Consider the following 19,269-nt stretch of genomic DNA (forward strand, 5'->3'; position numbering starts at 1 on the left):
GCGCGTCGCATGAGGAATATACAGCTAGAGGATATGATGGCTCAGAAGAAAAAGAAGGGCGTTAAAGACCCAAATAATTCAATTATTGCCCAGAATAAAAAAGCACGGCATAACTACAATATTGTTGAGACATATGAGGCAGGCCTTGTGCTAATGGGCACTGAGGTGAAGTCGTTGCGTGACGGTGGCGCCTCCATTACTGATGGCTTCTGCCAAGTGAACGGTAATGAAATGTGGCTTGAAGGTATTCACATTGCCGAATACGGGTATGGTACATGGACGAATCATGCTGCTCGCCGCCGCCGTAAACTGCTGCTGCATCGTACTGAGATTAACCGGTTGGGACAGAAGCTGAAGGAGACCGGTTATACTGTGGTTCCGCTTAAACTGTATTTCAGTAATGGCCGGGCAAAAGTTGAGATTGCCCTTGCCACCGGTAAACGCGAGTATGATAAACGCCAGGCCCTTCGGGAGAGGCAAGATACGTTGGAAGCGGCGCGCGCCATGCGCTACCGCAACCTTGGTGGCTAACTTGTTGGTAAAGGGAGAGCGAAGCTGTAAAGGGTCCACGGTATAGCTCAGAGGACACCAGTGCGAAAGGTGTGTTCTACCGTATAATAGAGGGTACCTTCACCCTATAAGTGGAGAGAGCAATCAACCAAAGGAGACTGACTGTATGTCTGAAAATTTTAGCCCTAACAATGGGTCTGCTGATGCGCCGAAGTTTACCCCGGCTCCGCCTCCGCAGGGTGCGCCGGTACCGCCGCCCATGCAGGGCTACCAACCAAAACCCAGTGCCGCCCTGGCTATTACAGCTTTGGTTCTCGGTATTTCTGCGTTTGTCACCGGTTTGTTGTTTATTGGTGGTGCTCTCGGGCTAGTATCTGTAATCCTTGGTATCATCTCCTTGAAAAAGGTAAAAGCTGGAACCGCAAGCGGGAAAGGTATGGCAATCACCGGTATTATTCTTGGTGCACTAGGAATAATTGCTACTATTGGTATGATAATTGTCGTCACGTGGGTTGCAGTCGAAACGCAAAATTGTGTTAATACCGGAGTCAGGAACTCTGACGGGTCTATTACTTGTACGATAAATGGTAAGACCACGACCATCCATTAAGAAATCTCTGCCTTTAGTAACCACCATGTGGGTTATAAACTTATAAGATTTGTTCAAAAGAATTGAATTCTCAGCTTTTCAGTTGATTAACATATAAAGCTTATAGGTACATAAAATGGGAAATTAGGGTGTCTCAGCTGCTGTGGTTGGGGCACCCTAGTTAGTGGTATTTATATCGGAGACACAGCGCGGGAGCAAAGCAGGCTCTGAGGTAAAACAAGCTAGTATTGTCCTGATTACCTGGTACGGCAAAATACAGCACTGCGTTGATACCAGTGAGAAGGACTCCAACGGTACGGTGATCTGTCATATTGACGGGCAGAACTTCTCTGTAAACACTAGGGGTGGAATAGTAGTTCACGAGATTCTGTAAGCTTGGGGCGGCTCACCGGGGAGGGTGCACATCTCTGCTGATGGCGCGTTTTAGCCTTCTTTTGCGCGGTTAGACGCGGCTAACAGCAGGGTACCGTGCGCTTACATCTGATTCGCGTAGAATGGACTCACGCATGTTTTAAAATCGTGCGGTAATCGCCGAGCCCCAAGGAAGGGTATAGATGTCACATAATCCGTACCAGCAATACCCCGGTTACCCTGGTACTCCGCCGCAAGGACAGGGGGACTACCCGGCCTCCTACCCCGCCCCGGCACCGGGCTACCCGCAACAGCAGCAGGGGTACTATGCTGGGCAGCAGGCACCCGGCTACGGCGCCCACCCAGGGCAGTATCAACAACATCCTGGGTACGAGGGTATAAACGCACCAGGATATGACTACGACTACTATGACCTTTACGACAACTATGGTGCCTACCCTGGGCAGGACACCGCCCCCAATGCGGTTCTTGCGATTACCTCGCTCATTGTTGGCCTATTGAGTTTGTTTCTGGGGATCTTCTACTATGTGGGAATACCGTTAGGTATCTTTGCCATAGTTGTAGGGATTGTTGCGCTTAATAAGATCGGTAAGAAAACTGCAACCGGTAAAGGATTCGCTATAGGTGGTATGGTCACAGGGGGACTGGCCCTTCTAGTAGCAGCAGTTACCATCACAATCACTGTTTTCTTGCATATACAGCTGGAGAATGACTGTCGTGAAGCTGGCACTCCCGACGGCAACGGGCACGTCACATGTGAACTTGACGATGGAAGCTCCATGACTGTTCCCGCCAAATAGGCACCATCCTTCAAAGGGGATGCTTCTGAGTAGAAGACATCACCCTTTTACTGTCTCTCCCAGCAGAAGCGTCACGGAAACCCCACACAAGGTTTGCAATACATGAGCGCTGCGGCTATACTGATTCTCTAACCGTTACTGAGCGGTGCCGTGCCGTCTAGGTATGGATACGGAAAACGTTCAGGACGGCGCTTTTTGATAAAAGCATAGGGGGATGATCGGTTTCGACGATGTGAGTCGAGATGGGTGAAGCGTGCCGAGGACGCAGGGTTATCTCGTTAACGCCCTCTGCAAAAAAATAAGTGCAGAATCTAAGCGCACTGACTTCGCACTCGCTGCCTAAGCGCGAGTTGCAGTCTGTCGGCCTGAGCATGCCTTTGACTCAGGGACCGGCATCGTTTTAAAAGGCCACTGCTGCTGGCCCTTGTCGTAGGGGCTAGCGGAACTTTTTATACGAATAGGTTCGTCGGTGTAAGTGTTTGTGCAAGCACCGGAGCCGAAAAGTAGCGTTTTCACAAACTGCGCACGGAGAAGCCCCGTCGAAGCCACAACGGACCGGGGTTCGATTCCCCGCATCTCCACAGAAATCCCCAGGGTTCCGCTCCACGGGACGAACCCGTTACAGTACCGCCTGGCCGCCTCCACACCAGTGGAGATGCCAGGCGGCTTACTATTTTAATAGACCGCTTATGCCGTGCATCGTTCCCCAAGATGCCGTAGTATCGTAAAGAGAGCACGCCCGCTAAAAACCGCCTCACCAGCAGGAAGGCGAACATATGCGGGGTGATACCAGTAAAGATTTTTTGCAGGAGACGGCATATGGAGCCCACACCTAATACACAGCACCCCTACGCCCAGCCTTCCTCACCCATGCAACCTGTGCCGCCGCTTGCCCAGCTGAGCCCCCAAACAGTGCACCCCCAAGCCGCGCCCACGGTAGCTGGTATAAGCGCTCTAGACTACGATTTCAACTACAACCGTATGCCTGCCGAGTACGAGGTGCCCGACGAGTACCGGCGCCCCTACGGGCGAGCGCCCGGCGATATCCGCGGACCCGGTTATTTCTACGCAGTGGGTGGTTTTGCTCTAGCCCTTTTCTCGCTTGTATACTCCGGGGTTCAGAGTCTCACTACTCTCTCGCGCGCTGCGTCAATGTACCGGCCCTACGAGATCGTGCAAGTCACTAACGTACTCATGGGTGGGCTGCTTCCGGCACTTATGGCATTCATCCTAGGGATCTACGCGTTTAAGGTCAGCGGAAAGACTAAAACTAAAACCTCCGCATCCTCCCGTACAACCACTTTCGGCTCACTAGCTATAGTTCTGGGAGGTCTGAGCATTCTGGGACTGATAGGATCTGCGGTGCTCTATGTGCTTGCTTTCTTCTAATACAACAGAAACATAAGATGCAGGGAGGGGACGCACGTTCTGTGCGTCCCCTCCCTGCATCTTATGTAAGAGAAGAGCGAGAGAGCTAGTCCTCGCTAATCCCGATATCGCTCAGCAGCCCCTGCGCTTTTGAGTGCAGTGCACCATTTGTGGCTAGCACGCTCGTGCGCTGGCTGTACGTGGTTGATGTCGCATTATTCCCGTTAAATGTGGTGATTTTACCGCCAGCTTCCCTCACAATCGGCACCAGAGCAGCCACATTGTGCATGTTCAGCTGCGGGTCAGCAGCGATATCGACGGCGCCTTCTGCCACCAGGCAGTACGACCAGAAATCGCCGTAAGCGCGGGTACGTTTCACGGACTGTGCTAAGGAGAAGAACCGCTGTTCCATACCGTTCTCAGCCCACCCCGCAAAATCTGAGTACGATAGTGAAGAATTCGCAATATTAGCGACTTTTGATACCTCTAAGCGGGTGGCACGAGCCAAAGATTTACCAGCATAGGACCCTGAGCCTTTGGCGGCCCACCAGCGGCGCTGTAACGCGGGTGCAGACACTAGACCAACCACCGGCTCGCCCTCATCCAGAAGAGCAATAAGGGTAGCCCACACCGGAACACCACGCACAAAGTTGCTGGTGCCATCAATCGGGTCGATAACCCACTGCCGTGAGGTGGTACCCATGGTTCCCGACTCCTCACCAGCAACACCATCACGGATACGAGCCCTCTGCAGCTGGGCGCGGATCAGCTGCTCAATCTCACGGTCCGCATCGGTGACAGGGGTGCCGTCATCCTTCATGTGAACGCTCATGCTGTGGTCGGTAAAACGCGCCATCGCAACTCGATCAACGCTATCAGCTAAGGTGTGCGCTAGGCGCACGTCATCGGTGTAAGGGGTCGTGTTCATAGTCCTTATTCGGTTCTCGTATCGGTGGTCATAGTATTTATGGTACGCCCTTAGCGCCCATAATGAAGGAAACTTTAGGTGAGTGAGCCCAACTCCTTCTCATCGTTGCCCGCTTGGTTGGGGGCCGCCAGCAGTTTACGCATAGACGCCAACCGGTCGGCGCCACTGGGCCCAGCCTCACCGCGAGCAACATAGGCGGTTATACCGCACCCGGAGGAGTCATCAGTGTGGGCGCACCCCCTAGGGCACTCTACCGCACCGGGGGCAAGGTCAGGAAATGCCTCCACAACCTTCTGCATCGAAACGTGGGCTAACCCGAAAGAGCGGATGCCCGGGGTGTCAATAATCCAGGTGCCTGGCGGAACCTCGACACCCGCATCCGAGGCGGGCTGAAGCGCTAACGCTGACGAAGACGTGTGCCGCCCCCGCCCAGTCACTGAATTCACGTGCCCGGTAGCGCGCTCAGCACCCGTGAGGGCATTAACAAGAGTGGATTTTCCCACTCCCGAATGGCCCAACAGAACAGACACGTTCCCCAGCAGATCGCCCAGCAGCTCACGCACAGGGCCGGTAGTGAGGCCCTCAGCGCCCTCCTCACTTGGGGCACGCCCATCAGATGCCGCGGAGAGCACAATCCGTAATCCCGAGCGCTGATAATAGTCCAGCAGCTCCTGAGGGTGGCGTATATCGGTTTTGGTGACGCACAGGATGGGCTCAATCCCCGCATCGTACGCAGCCACTACGGCACGGTCAATAAAACCGGTGCGGGGCTGAGGGTTTGCTGCGGCCACCACAATCACCAGCTGGTTTGCGTTCGCCACCACCACACGCTCGGTTGGGTCAGTATCATCCGCGCTACGCCGCAGCACGCAGGAGCGCTCACCTAGCCTCACGATGCGGGCGAGAGTATCTTTCTTGCCGGAGGTATCACCCACCACATCCACGAAATCGCCGGTGACAATTGCGGTACGGCGGAGCTCACGGGCCCTGGTCGCGACTAGGGTGCGCTCATTCACGGTGCCTTCGGCAACAACAACGGACCAGCGTCCCCGATCCACCGTAATGACACGGCCACGAATCGCGCTCTTGTGAGCGGGGCGGTCTTTCGTACGCGGCCGTGACCCGCGCTTATTGGGGCGTACCCGCACATCTGACTCGTCCCAGTCCAGCACATCACGGGAATTCAGCCGCGACGAACCCACTAGCGGCTCCCTTCCAGCTGGCCCAACATGTTATTCCACAGGCCAACAAAATCGGGGAGGGTTTTGGCGGTGGTAGCAATATTCTCAACCACCACACCGGGCACACGCAGCCCCAGTACCGCCGCGAATGTGGCCATACGGTGGTCCTCGTAGGTGCGAACCGTCACCGCCGCATTGGTGGCTGCCCGCTGAACAGGGGCATCAATAACAAGCCCGTCATCAAGTTCATCGGCAGAGCCGCCCAACCGGTTAATCTCGACCCTTAGGGCCTTCAGCCTGTCTGTCTCATGCCCACGCAGATGCGCAATACCACGCAGCTCGGTACGTGCCGGAAGTAAAGCGCAAATGGCGGCTAGCGTGGGTGCCAGCTCCCCGCATCGTGCCAAGTCAAAAACGTACTCTCTCTCGCCCCCCACTGCGGGGGAGCCCGTGACCGTCAGCCCCTTTTCACTGTAAGAGACTGTCGCACCGACCGTCGGCAGCAGCTCGCGCCACATATCGCCTCCCTGGGTGGTGCCAGGCTGACCGTCACCCGCCGGGGCGGGCCAGTCGGGAATCGTCACAGAGGTACCTGTCACCGTTGCCGCCGCAAGAAACGGGCCAGCGTTTGATAGGTCCGGCTCGATCGTCTTCTCAAACCCGCGAATAGCTCCGGGGCGCACCACCCATGTGTACTGCTCAGGGGAGCTCTCCACCCGAACGCCCAACTCACGCAGAGTCTCAACAGTCATCTCAATATGCGGTACTGAGGGTACCGCATCCCCAACGTGCCGAATCACCAGCCCCTGCGGCAGACGCGGGGCCACCAACAGAAAAGCCGAAACGAATTGGGAAGATGCACTGGCATCAATACACACTTCGGGGATTGCGGAGCCCTCAACAGGGCGCTGCGCCAAGCCCGGAGACTGCACCGTAAAAGGTAACGCGTCGGCCTGATCGCCCTCACAGGGTACATCCACCCCCAGTTGGCGCAAGCCATCGAGCAGGGGAGCCATAGGGCGTTTGCGAGCGTGTGCGTCCCCATCGAAGCCGAACTCGCCAGGTAATAACGCCGCCAGAGCAGGCACAAAACGCATAACGGTTCCCGCCAGCCCGCAATCAATGGTGCTGTAACGCGGGGTGGCGGAAGAGAAGTCAATGGGAGTGACCCGCAGGTCAGGGCCAAAAGGTGAGTCTGTCTCTAAAGACTCAAAACGTGCCCCAAGGGCCTCCAACGCCTTTATCATCAGCAGAGAGTCACGCGAATGTAACGGGGCGTGCACAACCGATGGGGAGTCCGCCATGGCCGCCAGCAGAAGATACCTGTTAGTGAGTGATTTAGACCCGGGGATACGTACCGTCGCCCGTGCGCCAGGTTCACCAGTGAATAGGGGGGCCGGCCAGTCACCCGGTGTTACCCCGGGGTGAACGGGTGCCGTATCACTCATATGTATCCCCACAATCTTATTAATAGGCGGCGCGGCATCAGCCATAACGGGTGGGCAGCAGCCACCCCGCCTACTATTCTACCGGGCACCCGCCTGTGGGTCCCACCGCGAAACAGTACGACACGGTACTACGCAGTAGCACAAAGCTCGTCAATATACCCCATCAGTTTAGTCTTCAACGCCTCCGGAGCCTGCTGTGCACACGAGCTTTTAATCTTGGCACGCACCAGCTCCTCAAGGTTCTTGGCCTCCGCACAGTGCGCACAATTATCAAGATGTTCCTGTAACTGAGCTATCTCCTCGGCGCTTAAGGCACCATCCAAATACTCGTAGATGCTTTTGAGCTGTTCAGAGCAGGGGTTTCCCCCGCAATCCTCTGTTTTTTCCACGGGATCTCCTTATCACTAACAGTTGGAATAAAAACTACTTTTTGCTCAGCGCCTTCTCAATCGTTGAGGGGCGCACACCGTTCTCACGGGCATAATCAACCAGTTTTTCACGCAGAATACGCCTGCCGCGGTGCAGCCGAGACATGACCGTCCCCAGCGGGATATCCATAATCTCGGCGATCTCCTTATAGCTGAACCCTTCAACATCGGAATAGTAAACAACCATCCGAAAATCCTCCGCTAAGGCCGAGAACGCCTCACGCACCTCGGTATCCGGTAAAGCGGCAAGCGCATCGGCCTCAGCTGAACGTAACCCCACAGCGTCATGTTCACCAGCCCGGGCCAGCTGCCAATCATTGACGGCCTCAGCGTTAGCGGTCTGCGGTTCACGCTGGCGTTTGCGGTACAGGTTAATGTAAGTGTTCGTGAGGATGCGGTACAGCCAGGCCTTCAGGTTCGTGCCCTGCTTGAATTGGTGGAATGAGGCGAACGCCTTCGTGTAGGTTTCCTGCACGAGGTCTTCAGCGTCGGCGGGGTTGCGGCTCATCCGCAGTGCAGCAGCGTACAGCTGATCCACGTACTGCATCGCATCTGTGGTGAAACGGGTGCGGAGCTCACGGCTGTCGAGAGTCTTCGTCGCCTCAGCGGCGTTAATCTCGCTCATCTGCTCTCTTTCCTGCCGCCACCAGGACGGCACATCTGCGTTCAGGGTCTTCCTCCAGCATACCTGCACCGGGTGTTCCTGGTGGATCCAACAAAACTGCGGTAGGTTTTATTCCCTGTGGGGCTTGCTGGTAAAGCAAAACCCCGGCGCTGAGAAACACCGGGGTTCATAACGTATGCAAAGCGACCTTAAGAGTTGGGGCGCTTACCGTGGTTTGCGCCGCTCTTACGACGATCCTTACGCTTGCGACCGCGCTTGCTCATGCGAGCCTCCTTCATTCTTGGGTGGGTGCGCCACTACTGAAGAGGCACACCCCGCTGACCGCCCTGTTCAGGTACACGCTCCGGGTACAGGACACGGGGCTGAGCACTAGGGCAACGCCGTTTATTTTTTCATAAAAATGACGCGAATGCATCTTATCCGCCGCCAGTGAGCGAAAAAACACGCAGAATCCGCGTCGCAGAAAAGGTCTAGGGCTGCTCCGGGATACTCAGCCAAGAGTACCAGCCGCGGTGCAGCACCAGCCAAGCGATCAGGCCATACCCGGACTGCCCAGGCAGCCCGTTATTGGTCGCCAAATCGTTACGCCACTGCTCATGGTGCAGCAGCGGGTTAAAGGTATCAACATACACCTGGTTACGGCGGGTTACCACATCTGCGTAGGCAGCTGACAAGTCGGCAATGCGCCTGTTCCGCTCAGCGTCGAGCGTGGGAGGCGGGCCTACCACCAGCACCCTAATGTTATTCTGCGAGGCCATATCCACCATGTTCGCCAGGTTAAGACGTGAACGGGCGCTCGTGAGCCCTAGATCAATGTCGAACGTGGAGGGGGCTATCACGAGACGGTTATCGGCACCGGGTGCGAAGCGGCGGCGTGCCTCTTCAAACCAGCGTTCATTGAGCAGATCACTGCCTTCGTTGGGGGCGGCCAAGTTATAGGCCGTGATAGATGCATTATTGTGGGGGGTGCGGGCCATGACACGACCGAACCAGCCTAAGGTGCGGGGGTCACCCACACCCGCGAGCAGGTCGTCGCCGACGGCTACGAGTCGAATATTGCGTTGCTCCACGGGAATCTTTCTTCTTTTATCGGTGGTAGCGCCCGGCGCTTCACCCTTATGTGCAAAATTCTCTAACTACAAGCATAAGCGGTACACGGGCTGTTTATCTAACTTTGTGGCATGTTTTAGATAACCGGGGCGCGCATCCGCGCCAGTGCAGGGCACAGCGCATATCCTCAGACGCGCCCAATGCAAGGGCAAAGGCCCCGCCTTCTTGACAAGTGAAGAAGACGGGGCCCTCACATGAGATTCACTACCTATTGAACCGGTTTAGCCTTCAAAGACCTGCTGCAGCAGAACCTCGTGTTCGGCGGTGTGGCGTTTGCCGGTGCCTGCAGCGGGAGAGGCCGAGGCGGGGCGGGCAGCCAGACGTACCGGGCGGTCTATAACCGGCAGCAGGTTCAGGGCCATGAAAGGCCACTGGCCTTGGTTTGCGGGTTCGTCTTGGGCCCACACCACATCCTGGGCGTTTGAGTACAGGGCCAGCTGCGCCTTAATCTCGGCCTCGGGCAGCGGATACAGCTGCTCAGCCGTGACAATCGCGGTCTTAGTGTCGCCGCGCTTAGCGCGCTCAGCCTCAAGATCGTAGTACAGGCGGCCTGAGACGAGCACCAGGCGCTCAACCTCGGCCGGGTTCACACCCGAACGGTCACCAATTACCGGCTGGAACGAGCCCTCGGTGAAGTCCTCAATTGATGAGGTTGCGCTCTTGAGCCGCAGCAGCTGCTTGGGGCTAATAACCACCAGCGGCTTGTACGGACGGTGCTGGCTGTGGCGGCGCAGCAGGTGGAAATACGAGGCCGGGGTAGAGGGAACCGCGACGGTCATATTGTTCTCCGCGCACAACTGCAGGTACCGTTCAATACGGGCCGAAGAGTGATCCGGGCCCTGTCCCTCATAGCCGTGCGGCAGCAGCAGCACAAGTGAGGAACGCTGCCCCCACTTCTGCTCCGAAGAGGAAACAAATTCGTCAATAATGGTCTGTGCACCGTTCGCGAAGTCGCCGAACTGTGCCTCCCACACCACGAGCGAATCCGGGCGTTCAACAGAGTACCCGTACTCAAAGCCCATCACACCGTACTCCGACAGCAGTGAGTTATAGATACGCAGCGTGCCCTGTTCGGCTGCGAGGTTCTGCAGTGGCGACCACTCCTGATCGGTGAGGTGATCATGCAGAACCGCGTGACGCTGCACGAAGGTGCCGCGCTGCACATCCTGCCCGCTCATGCGCACATTGGTGCCTTCCAGCAGGACAGAACCAAGCGCAAGCAGCTCACCCATACCCCAGTTCACCTTACCGCTCTTACCCATTTCGACGCGCTGCTGCAGAAGCTTCTGCAGCTTCTTGTGCACGGTAAAGCCTTCAGGTACGTTACCAAATGAGTTGGCGATAAGCTCGAAAGTATCACGCGAAATCGCGGTGACACCGCCGTGAACCACCTCGGTACCCTGCTGCGACGAGGGCAGCTCAATACCTTCAACATTCGCACTGTGAACCAACGGAACAGCCGTCTGAGTCTCCGCGAAAATAGCATCCAGCTTCGAATGGTAGGCGTTCAGAGCCTCATCCGCTTCTTCCTGGGTGACATCGCCACGGCCAACAAGGGCCCTAGCGTACAGGGTGCGGGTTGAGGGCATCTCATTAATGATCTGGTACATCTTCGGCTGAGTCATTGACGGGTCATCCGCCTCGTTGTGGCCGCGACGGCGGTAGCACAACAGGTTAATGACCACGTCCTGGCCAAAGCGTTCACGGTACTCGAACGCCATACGCCCGGCGCGCACCACAGCCTCGGGGTCGTCGGCGTTCACATGGAACACCGGAGCCTTGGTCATACGCGCAATGTCGGTGGCGTGGGTTGCGGTGCGTCCGTCCTCGGGGGTGGTGGTGAAACCGATCTGGTTGTTGACCACAATGTGCACGGTGCCGCCGGTAGTGTAGCCACGCAGGTTCGCCATCTGCAAGGTCTCCATAACGATGCCCTGCCCGGCGAATGCAGCATCACCGTGGATAAGGATCGGCAGAATCGGGCGGCCTTCAACACCCTGCTCGTTGAGCACGTCCTGCTTGGCTCGCACGATACCCTCAAGCACAGTGTTGACCGCCTCAAGGTGGGAGGGGTTAGCCGCCAAGTACACTTGGGTCTGTTTGCCAGAGTCAGAGGTATACGTACCTTCTGTGCCCAGATGGTACTTGACATCACCGGAGCTGTTCCCATGCGCAGGCTCTGCGGTGCCGCTGAATTCGCGGAAAATCTGTGCGTACGACTTCCCAGCGATATTAGTCAGCACGTTAAGGCGGCCACGGTGCGCCATACCAATAGCCACACCGTTCATGTCTTTACTGGCGGCCTTGTCAATAATCGCATCAAGCAGCGGGATGAGCGACTCACCGCCCTCAAGGGAGAAACGTTTCTGGCCCAGGTACTTGGTCTGCAGGAAGTTCTCAAACGCCTCAGCCTCAACCAGCTTATGCAGCACACGCAGCAGCTCTTCACGGCAGGGCTTGGTATAACCGTGCTCCAGCTGGTCCTGGAACCACTGGCGCACCTCGGGGCTTTCGTTGTACATGTATTCCACGGCTAGGGTGCCCGCGTACGCCTCGTTCAGGCGTTCCAAAATGGTGCGTAGCGGCAGCGCGTCTTTGTCCCCGAACCCGCCAGTGGGCCACACGCGATCCAAATCCCACAGGCTCAACCCGTACTTCTCAAGCTCCAGATCGGGGTGGGAAAGCACATGGTAGCCGAGCGGGTTGGTCTGCGCCACAAGGTGCCCGTGCACCCGGTAAGCGTGGATAAGCTGCTGGATACGGGCAACCTTTGACACCTCAATATCGGGGTCAACCTGGTTATCGCGCGACCAACGCAGCGGTTTAAAGGGAATACGGATAGCCTCAAAAATCTCGTCGTAGAAGCCCTCAGCACCCAGCAGGTAGCTTTCTACGATCTTCAGGAACTCGCCCGAACCGGCGCCCTGAATCACACGGTGATCATAGGTACTGGTGAGGGTAATTACTTTCGAAATAGCATTTTGAGAGATGATCTTGTCAGAGACTCCGCGGAACTCTGCCGGGTACTCCAAAGCACCCACACCAATAATCGCGGCCTGCCCTTTAGAGAGGCGCGGTACCGAATGGACCGTACCAATACCACCAGGGTTGGTGAGCGAAACGGTGGTGCCCGTAAAATCTTCAAGACCCAGCTGCCCGGCACGCCCGCGCTTCACAATATCGTCGTACGCCTCCCAGAACTCCAAGAAACTCAAAGTCTCGGCACCCTTAATATTCGGCACCACCAGGCTACGGGTACCGTCAGGGCGGGGCAGGTCAATCGCCAAACCAAAGTTCACATGCCCGTTGTGAATAGCAATCGGCTTGCCCTTTTCATCATGCCCGTACGTGACGTTCATAGACGGCATAGCAGCCAGCGCACGAATTACGGCGTAACCAATAATATGCGTGAAGGAAATCTTGCCGCCACGGGTACGCGCCAAATACTTATTGATCGCAGCACGGTTCTCAATCAGCAACTTTGCCGGGACTGCGCGCACAGTAGTCGCGGTGGGGACGGTAAGGGAATCCTCCATATTGGTAGCCACAGCTTTTGCAGGGCCACGGAGGGGAACGATCTTATCTTCTACTTCTTCCACGTTTTTCGCCTTTGGTGAGGGGGTGTCTGCCTTGGGGGCGGTCAGGGGTGCGTCCTTAGCCGGTGCAGCGGCGCTCTTCTTCGGGGCTTCTGCCGCGGCTGGTGCCGTGTTGGGAGTATCCTTCTCAACGGTTGCGGTGGTGGATGCGCTCGCTACAGCCTCAGTAGCATTCGCGCCCGCCGGGGCACCCGAAATAGCCTTATCAATAGACTCAAAAATAGGCCACCAGGAGGGAGCCACTTGATTTTTATTCTGCTGGTAACGCTCATACTGCTCTTCTACGAACCATTCGTTACCGGCAAATTCCTCAGGTACCAGGTGATCTGGCAGATTTGGCACTTTGACGCCTCTTCCTTACTGTGAATTTATCCGTCGCGTCCGGGGGAGTCCCCGGCACTGAAGACCCGCATCATTGAGGGGCGAATCATCACGCTACAGCCCGCGCGCCGCTGAGACTAAGGGTGCCGTTGTCACGGCATCTTTGCCACCGGCGGCACGCCGGTGTTTCTGCTTAATAGTGTAGAGAGAAGGGTGCCTAACTTTCCACCTGGACGCGACTAACTCTGTAAAGAAATTTGAGAAATATGCACCGGGTGCATAGGCAGGACATCATCTCATGAGAAGGTGCCGTCAAGAATCCCCATCAGAAACCTGTAAAAGCCCCAGCAGCCCAGCCGAACACTGAGAGCTAAATCCTCCCTTACCCTCGGATGAGAGAGAAAACTTCGCTAGAATATAGCCTATGGATGACCCTTCTAGTTACCCTGTGATAACCATTACCTCAGCCAGCGGTGCTCTCGTGCGGGTGGTGCGCGCGTGAACATCGTGCTACTTATTATCGGTCTAGTGCTCATACTCGGGACCGGTTTTTTTGTTGCTGTCGAGTTTTCTCTGGTGGCGCTGGAAAGCTCCGCAGTACAGGCGGCCCGCGCCGCCGGTGACCGTAAGGCAGATGCGGTTCTTAAATGCCTAAAAACCCTCTCAACCCAGCTCTCAAGCTGCCAGGTGGGGATTACCATCACCACCCTACTCACCGGTTACACGCTGGATGCTTCTATTAACTCCCTCGCCTCCGGGGCCGTTACCTCCTTGGGGCTGCCCGAGGCCGTGGCGCATGCGCTCACCCTTATTCTTGCGATGGGTATCGCCACCCTGCTATCAATGCTTTTGGGGGAGCTCGTGCCTAAAGGGCTCGCCATTGCCCAGCCATACCAGGTAGCACGCCGCATAGCACCGGTGCAGCTGGCATTTACCAGCCTCATGAAACCCGTGGTGCTTTTCATGAACGGTTCAGCTAATAAAATTCTGAACCTCTTTGGGATGGAAGCCCAGGAGGAGTTGTCTGCCGCCCGCAGCCCCGAAGAACTCTCCGCTATGGTGCGCCGTTCCGCCGAACGCGGCACTCTTGATTCATCCGCCGCCCGGTTTGTGGATCGCACACTGAGCTTTTCGGAGCTGACTGCCTCAGAAGTCATGACCCCGCGCGGGAAAGTCACCATGTTAGAAGATACCGCCCCCGTGGCTGAGGTTATTGAGCTGGCACGTTCCACCGGGCATTCCCGCTTTCCTCTGTACCGGGAAGACCGGGACAATATTGTGGGCGTGGTACATGTCAAAAAAGCTGTGGGTGTGCCCGCTGAGGTGCGAGAAACCCTTGAAGCCGGAACCCTCGCTGAAGACGTGCTTCAGGTGCCTGAGACCCTGCATGTGGATGCCCTCCTGACGCAGCTGCGAGAAGGCGCCCTGCAGCTTGCGGTGGTACTCGACGAATACGGGGGCACCGCCGGGATTACCACCCTCGAAGACCTTGTTGAAGAGATTGTTGGAGAAGTATCTGACGAGCATGACGTAGGTGATAGCACCGACCGGCCTCTGCAATACGGGAACGGCGACTGGGTTTTCTCCGGGCTGCGCAGACCCGGCGAAATCAACAACTATATACCCGAACTAACGGTTGAAGAGAACCCCGAGTATGAGACGGTGGGAGGGTTCATGATGGAGCGCCTAGGACGTATCCCCGATGAAGGAGATACCGTGCCGGTACCTGGCGGTACGTTACGGGTAGACGCTATTGACGGGCGCCGAGTTGACCGCATCCGTTTTATTCCCGACACCGCTCAAACAATGTACCTGCGAACAGTACCCGCCCGCAGGGACCGTACAGCAGCAGGGGAGAAGCGCACATGAACGACTGGATAGCTATTGGCCTGCTCGTTTTCCTTCTTGCTGGAAACGCTTTTTTCGTGGCCGCGGAATTCGCCATTATGTCTACCCGCCGGGCCCAGATCGAACCCCTTGCCGAGAATGGTAGCCTGCGAGCCAAAAAAGTACTGTACGCCCTTGAGAACGTTTCCCTCATGCTGGCCACCTGCCAGCTGGGTATCACTATCTGCTCCTTGCTCATTTTGAACGTCTCAGAACCAGCCCTGCACCACCTGTTGGAGCACCCCCTAGCTGCCACAGGCATCCCACCTGTGGCTGTGGATGTGGCGGCTTTTTCTCTCACCCTCATACTGGTCACCTACCTGCACGTTATCTTTGGGGAAATGGTTCCCAAAAACGCTGCTGTCACCTTGGCAGCACGTGGTATTGCCCTGTGGATTGTGCCCTCTCTTATGCGAGTAGCCCGCATTTTTGCACCCGTGGTGGCTCTGCTGAACGGCATGTCAAACCGGGTGCTTGCATGGGTGCGTGTAGAACCCAAAGACGAAGTTGCCTCAACCTTTACCTTGGGCGAGCTGCAGTCTATTGTGGCTCAATCCACGGCTGAAGGAACCGTTGAAGACGATGCGGGCGTGATCGGCGGGGCCCTGGAATTTACCGAGAAGAGCGTGTCCGAGATTATGGTTCCGCGTGAGCAGGTGCAGACCCTCACTCTTGGGTGCACCCCGGCTGAGCTGGAGCACGCCGTGGCCCGCACCGGGTACTCCCGGTTTATTGTGACCGACCCCGAGGGCTCATATATGGGGTACCTGCATCTGAAGGATGCTCTTGCGGTGCCGCCTGCGCGTGAACATATTCCGTTCGGGTGGCGGCTGGTGCGTTCTATGTCGGTGGTTGCTCCCGAAACCGATATTGATGATGCGCTCGCTATAATGCAGGGTAATAATTCGCATTTGGCGCATGTGGTGGGGAGCAATGGCCGGTCGCTGGGCGTGGTCTTTATGGAGGATGTGCTTGAGGAACTGGTGGGTGAAATCAAGGACACCACGCAGGATAGGGTGCGGAGGCTGCAGGCAGCAAGCCGCGCATCAAACGACAAATAAAGAGTTGTTTATACGGGTAATGGCGTGCTTTAGTGTTGTTAAAAATCCTTTCTCGGCGCGCCATAATTGAAAACAGTTATCACTAACTGTAGCCTGGTGTATACCCGAACCAGCCACATACATGAAAGAGTCTAAATATGAAGAAGATCCTTGGTGCGGCATCCGCGCTTTTGATGACCTCCGCGCTACTGACCGGGTGCGCTACCTCCAATAACTCGTCGGGTGGTTCAGGTGGCGGCAGTAACACCGCGAAGGTTAAGGTTGTCACTTCCACTGACGTGTACGCTGACCTTGTTAAGCAGGTAGGTGGCGATAACGTGGATGTCCATGCATTCGTGAGCTCTACCGCTACCGACCCCCACTCCTACGAGGCATCCGCCTCCGATAAGCTCCAGATTAAGGACGCTAAGCTGGCAGTTGTAAACGGCGGCGGCTACGACTACTTCCTGGAAAAAGACGCGGGGCAGAACAACCAGAAGGTTGTGAACGCCGTAAAGACCAGCGGTAAGCTCTCCGACGCCGACTATGATCACCTGATTGAGCATCACAGCGGGGGAGAAGGCCACGGCCATAACCACGGCAGTGAGGCTGAGGAGGGCGGCGGTCACGAGCACGCCCACGAGTTTAATGAGCACCTGTGGTACGACTTCGACACGGTGAAGAAGGTGACCAATAAGATCGCTGATGATCTTGCCGAGATCGACAGTTCCCACGCCGACCAGTACCGTGAGAACGCGAAGAAACTCACCGGCGAAATTGACTCCCTTGAAGAGTCTGCTAAGAAGATTAACGGCAAGGGCAAGAAATATATCGCCACTGAGCCTGTGCCCGATTATCTGATTTCTTCAACCGGTGCTGAGAACTCCACCCCCGCAGAGTTCGCTGAAGCCGTTGAAGAGGGGAAGGACGTCCCCGCAATTACTCTGCAGGAAACCAAAGACCTGGTGACTGAAAAGAAGGTAAACCTGGTTGCCTATAACTCGCAGACCGAAACCTCGCAGACTAAGGAGGTACTCCAGTCTGCAAAGGATTCGGGCGTGGCTAACGTGTCGTTTACTGAGACTCTGCCTGAAAACACGAAATATGTGGACTGGATGAAGAGCAACGTCAGCAACCTTGAAAAGGCACTCTCCTAAGTGAATAATTCACCTACTTCCGGCACCCCCGCGATTTCAATTCGCGGGGGTAGCCTATCGTTTGGCACCCGTTCCCTCTGGGACAATCTCACCCTTGATATTGGCCGGGGTGAATACTTCGCGGTACTCGGCCCGAACGGTTCGGGTAAATCCACTTTCCTAAAAGTGGTACTGGGCCTCATGCGTATGTCGGCTGGTGAGGTCTCGGTCCTGGGCCGTCCCGCCCGCGCGGGTAACCCCGGTGTAGGGTATATTCCGCAGCAGAAAGCGATCGCTACTTCCACCCCCATGCGTGCCCGTGACCTTGTGGGCTTGGGCGTGGACGGGCATCGTTGGGGTATTCGGTTATCAGGCCGTAAATACCGTGCGAAGGTTGATGAGCTGCTGGAAGCTGTGGGCGCCACCGAGTACGCTAATGTTCCTGTGGGGCTGCTCTCCGGTGGTGAGCAGCAGCGGCTGCGGGTCGCGCAGGCTCTGGCGAATGACCCTAAAATCCTGTTGGCTGATGAGGCGTTACTGTCCCTTGACCTGAACCACCAGTATGCCGTTGCGGAACTGATTCACCGTTTCAACCGGGACCACGGACTCTCGGTAGTGTTTGTCACTCATGAGATTAACCCGATTATTGAGCATGTGGATCGAGTGCTGTACCTGGCAAATGGCAGGTTTACGGTGGGAGCCGTTGACGAGGTAATGCAGACACAGACCCTCAGCGAGCTGTACGGGACTCCGGTAAACGTCCTTAAATCTAATGGACGGTACGTCATAGTAGGGCAGGGACATAGCGGCGGAACCCACCTTGTCGAGGAAGAAACCGCGGGCCTAACTGCACGGGATACGCATGAGGGGGAGGCTACCAACGCTCCCACCAACCCAGCCCATAGCAGCAACCAAACAATAAACACCAAGAGTATCCATCCGGGAGGTCAGGCATGATGCACGTACTGGCGGCCGCATCCTCCACCCAGCAGGGGGATTTGCTCTCCCGCATTTTTGTGTTTGAACGCTACGGCGAGCTGGTTCAGCTATTGCAGAATTCTATTCTGGCTGGTGCTGTTCTGGGCATCATTGGCGGATTTGTGGGCGTATTTGTGATGATGCGCGACCACGCTTTTGCGGTGCACGGTATCTCTGAGATGTCATTTGCCGGGGCTGCTTTAGCGTTACTGCTCGGTTATGATGTGGTGACTGGCTCAATGGTGGGCTCCATTGTTTCGGCGCTTCTTATTGGCATATTGGGCGTGAAAAAGCATGACTCAAACTCGGTGATTGGTGCGCTTATGCCGTTCGGTTTGGGGCTGGGCATTCTGTTTCTGTCTCTTTACCAGGGGCGCAGCGCAAATAAATTCTCGCTTTTGACGGGGCAGATCGTTTCGGTAGACGCTGACCAGCTGGGTAACATGATTGGCGGCGCCATCGTTATTATTACTATTCTGGTGCTGGTATGGCGGCCGTTGAGCTTCGCTTCTTTAGACCCAGAGGTCGCCCACGCGAAAGGGGTGCCGATGCGTGCCCTGTCGCTGGTGTTTATGGTGGTGCTGGGGATTGCAGTGGCGCTGTCGGTGCAGGTGGTTGGTTCTCTTTTGGTGCTAGCGCTTCTGATTACTCCGGCAGCGGCGGCAATGCAGGTGACGGCTTCTCCGCTGCGCACGCTGCTTCTGTCAGTGCTGTTTGCTGAGGCCGCGATCGTGGGCGGTATTCTGCTGGCGCTGGCTGGTTCTTTGCCGATTAGCCCGTACGTTACCAGTGTTTCGTTCTTCATCTATATTGTGTGCCGTGTGATTGGCGCTATTATGCGCAGGCACAGCGCATCAGGCCGGTTGGTTGCCGAAGACACGGATGCGCACCACCATCCCGCGCACCTATAAAAGAAAGAAAAGATGTGGGC

General features: G+C 56.3%; 17 protein-coding genes and 1 other RNA gene. 10 read left to right on the plus strand and 8 right to left on the minus strand.

Annotated features, from left to right (window positions below; translation table 11 throughout):
* Positions 1-36 precede the first annotated feature (36 nt).
* The 5 genes from smpB (at position 37) to I6I94_RS10395 (ending at position 3,681) form a co-directional block, all read left to right on the plus strand.
* Complete coding sequence (gene smpB / locus I6I94_RS10375) at positions 37-531, plus strand: SsrA-binding protein SmpB (RefSeq protein ID WP_037235281.1); 495 nt, start codon at positions 37-39, stop codon at positions 529-531.
* A gap of 145 nt (positions 532-676) precedes the next feature.
* Positions 677-1,120: a DUF4190 domain-containing protein gene (locus tag I6I94_RS10380; RefSeq protein ID WP_094757717.1), complete on the plus strand. Its 444-nt coding sequence runs from the start codon at positions 677-679 to the stop codon at positions 1,118-1,120.
* Positions 1,121-1,674: 554 nt separating this feature from the next.
* On the plus strand, positions 1,675-2,292 hold the full coding sequence (locus tag I6I94_RS10385; RefSeq protein ID WP_094757718.1) for a DUF4190 domain-containing protein: 618 nt from the start codon (positions 1,675-1,677) through the stop codon (positions 2,290-2,292).
* Positions 2,293-2,502: 210 nt separating this feature from the next.
* Positions 2,503-2,876, plus strand: a transfer-messenger RNA (tmRNA) gene (gene ssrA / locus I6I94_RS10390).
* 235 nt (positions 2,877-3,111) lie between these two features.
* Positions 3,112-3,681 carry a hypothetical protein gene (locus I6I94_RS10395; RefSeq protein ID WP_094757719.1) on the plus strand — a complete coding sequence of 190 codons (570 nt, stop codon included), beginning with the start codon at positions 3,112-3,114 and terminating at the stop codon, positions 3,679-3,681.
* An 85-nt stretch (positions 3,682-3,766) separates the two neighbouring features.
* Here the strand turns inward: I6I94_RS10395 and I6I94_RS10400 are convergent, their stop codons facing one another.
* From I6I94_RS10400 to I6I94_RS10430, 8 genes are all read right to left on the minus strand, one after another.
* On the minus strand, positions 3,767-4,588 hold the full coding sequence (locus I6I94_RS10400) for an inositol monophosphatase family protein (RefSeq protein WP_023134019.1): 822 nt from the start codon (positions 4,586-4,588) through the stop codon (positions 3,767-3,769).
* Between the two features lie 74 nt (positions 4,589-4,662).
* Positions 4,663-5,790 (minus strand): ribosome small subunit-dependent GTPase A, encoded by a 1,128-nt coding sequence (gene rsgA / locus I6I94_RS10405; RefSeq protein WP_128087936.1) that lies wholly within the window; start codon positions 5,788-5,790, stop codon positions 4,663-4,665.
* On the minus strand, positions 5,790-7,217 hold the full coding sequence (gene aroA, locus I6I94_RS10410) for a 3-phosphoshikimate 1-carboxyvinyltransferase (RefSeq protein ID WP_236588866.1): 1,428 nt from the start codon (positions 7,215-7,217) through the stop codon (positions 5,790-5,792). Before aroA ends, rsgA begins: the two co-directional genes overlap by 1 nt.
* Positions 7,218-7,345: 128 nt before the next feature.
* Positions 7,346-7,606 (minus strand): mycothiol system anti-sigma-R factor, encoded by a 261-nt coding sequence (rsrA, locus tag I6I94_RS10415; RefSeq protein WP_128087935.1) that lies wholly within the window; start codon positions 7,604-7,606, stop codon positions 7,346-7,348.
* Between the two features lie 34 nt (positions 7,607-7,640).
* Positions 7,641-8,270, minus strand: a complete 630-nt coding sequence (locus I6I94_RS10420; RefSeq protein ID WP_051344421.1) for a sigma-70 family RNA polymerase sigma factor — start codon at positions 8,268-8,270, stop codon at positions 7,641-7,643.
* A 188-nt stretch (positions 8,271-8,458) separates the two neighbouring features.
* Positions 8,459-8,533: a 50S ribosomal protein bL37 gene (locus I6I94_RS11620; RefSeq protein ID WP_371518435.1), complete on the minus strand. Its 75-nt coding sequence runs from the start codon at positions 8,531-8,533 to the stop codon at positions 8,459-8,461.
* Positions 8,534-8,740: 207 nt separating this feature from the next.
* Positions 8,741-9,340, minus strand: a complete 600-nt coding sequence (locus tag I6I94_RS10425) for a GDSL-type esterase/lipase family protein (protein WP_006887587.1) — start codon at positions 9,338-9,340, stop codon at positions 8,741-8,743.
* A 261-nt stretch (positions 9,341-9,601) separates the two neighbouring features.
* A complete protein-coding gene (locus I6I94_RS10430; RefSeq protein WP_201620676.1) occupies positions 9,602-13,318 on the minus strand; it encodes a multifunctional oxoglutarate decarboxylase/oxoglutarate dehydrogenase thiamine pyrophosphate-binding subunit/dihydrolipoyllysine-residue succinyltransferase subunit in 3,717 nt (1,238 codons plus the stop codon).
* Between the two features lie 477 nt (positions 13,319-13,795).
* Between I6I94_RS10430 and I6I94_RS10435 the strand changes: the two genes are divergently transcribed.
* The 5 genes from I6I94_RS10435 (at position 13,796) to I6I94_RS10455 (ending at position 19,249) form a co-directional block, all read left to right on the plus strand.
* A complete protein-coding gene (locus tag I6I94_RS10435) occupies positions 13,796-15,166 on the plus strand; it encodes a hemolysin family protein (protein ID WP_201620677.1) in 1,371 nt (456 codons plus the stop codon).
* The gene (locus I6I94_RS10440) at positions 15,163-16,245 is read left to right on the plus strand and encodes a hemolysin family protein (RefSeq protein WP_037234948.1); all 1,083 of its coding nucleotides are present in this window, start codon (positions 15,163-15,165) and stop codon (positions 16,243-16,245) included. Before I6I94_RS10435 ends, I6I94_RS10440 begins: the two co-directional genes overlap by 4 nt.
* Positions 16,246-16,382: 137 nt before the next feature.
* The gene (locus tag I6I94_RS10445) at positions 16,383-17,381 is read left to right on the plus strand and encodes a metal ABC transporter substrate-binding protein (RefSeq protein WP_094757723.1); all 999 of its coding nucleotides are present in this window, start codon (positions 16,383-16,385) and stop codon (positions 17,379-17,381) included.
* Complete coding sequence (locus I6I94_RS10450) at positions 17,382-18,317, plus strand: metal ABC transporter ATP-binding protein (protein WP_201620678.1); 936 nt, start codon at positions 17,382-17,384, stop codon at positions 18,315-18,317. It abuts the gene before it with no gap.
* Positions 18,314-19,249: a metal ABC transporter permease gene (locus I6I94_RS10455; protein WP_128087934.1), complete on the plus strand. Its 936-nt coding sequence runs from the start codon at positions 18,314-18,316 to the stop codon at positions 19,247-19,249. The genes I6I94_RS10450 and I6I94_RS10455 overlap by 4 nt, the downstream gene beginning before the upstream one ends.
* The last annotated feature ends 20 nt before the right edge of the window (positions 19,250-19,269 follow it).

This window comes from Rothia aeria, assembly GCF_016726365.1.
GTDB classification, from domain to species: domain Bacteria; phylum Actinomycetota; class Actinomycetes; order Actinomycetales; family Micrococcaceae; genus Rothia; species Rothia aeria.

Coding starts and splice junctions, on each gene's coding strand:
- smpB (WP_037235281.1), top strand. CDS start 37: ATGGCTCAGAAGAAAAAGAAGGGCGTTAAAGACCCAAATAATTCAATT.
- I6I94_RS10380 (WP_094757717.1), top strand. CDS start 677: ATGTCTGAAAATTTTAGCCCTAACAATGGGTCTGCTGATGCGCCGAAG.
- I6I94_RS10385 (WP_094757718.1), top strand. CDS start 1,675: ATGTCACATAATCCGTACCAGCAATACCCCGGTTACCCTGGTACTCCG.
- I6I94_RS10395 (WP_094757719.1), top strand. CDS start 3,112: ATGGAGCCCACACCTAATACACAGCACCCCTACGCCCAGCCTTCCTCA.
- I6I94_RS10400 (WP_023134019.1), bottom strand. CDS start 4,588: ATGAACACGACCCCTTACACCGATGACGTGCGCCTAGCGCACACCTTA.
- aroA (WP_236588866.1), bottom strand. CDS start 7,217: ATGAGTGATACGGCACCCGTTCACCCCGGGGTAACACCGGGTGACTGG.
- I6I94_RS10420 (WP_051344421.1), bottom strand. CDS start 8,270: ATGAGCGAGATTAACGCCGCTGAGGCGACGAAGACTCTCGACAGCCGT.
- I6I94_RS10440 (WP_037234948.1), top strand. CDS start 15,163: ATGAACGACTGGATAGCTATTGGCCTGCTCGTTTTCCTTCTTGCTGGA.
- I6I94_RS10445 (WP_094757723.1), top strand. CDS start 16,383: ATGAAGAAGATCCTTGGTGCGGCATCCGCGCTTTTGATGACCTCCGCG.
- I6I94_RS10455 (WP_128087934.1), top strand. CDS start 18,314: ATGATGCACGTACTGGCGGCCGCATCCTCCACCCAGCAGGGGGATTTG.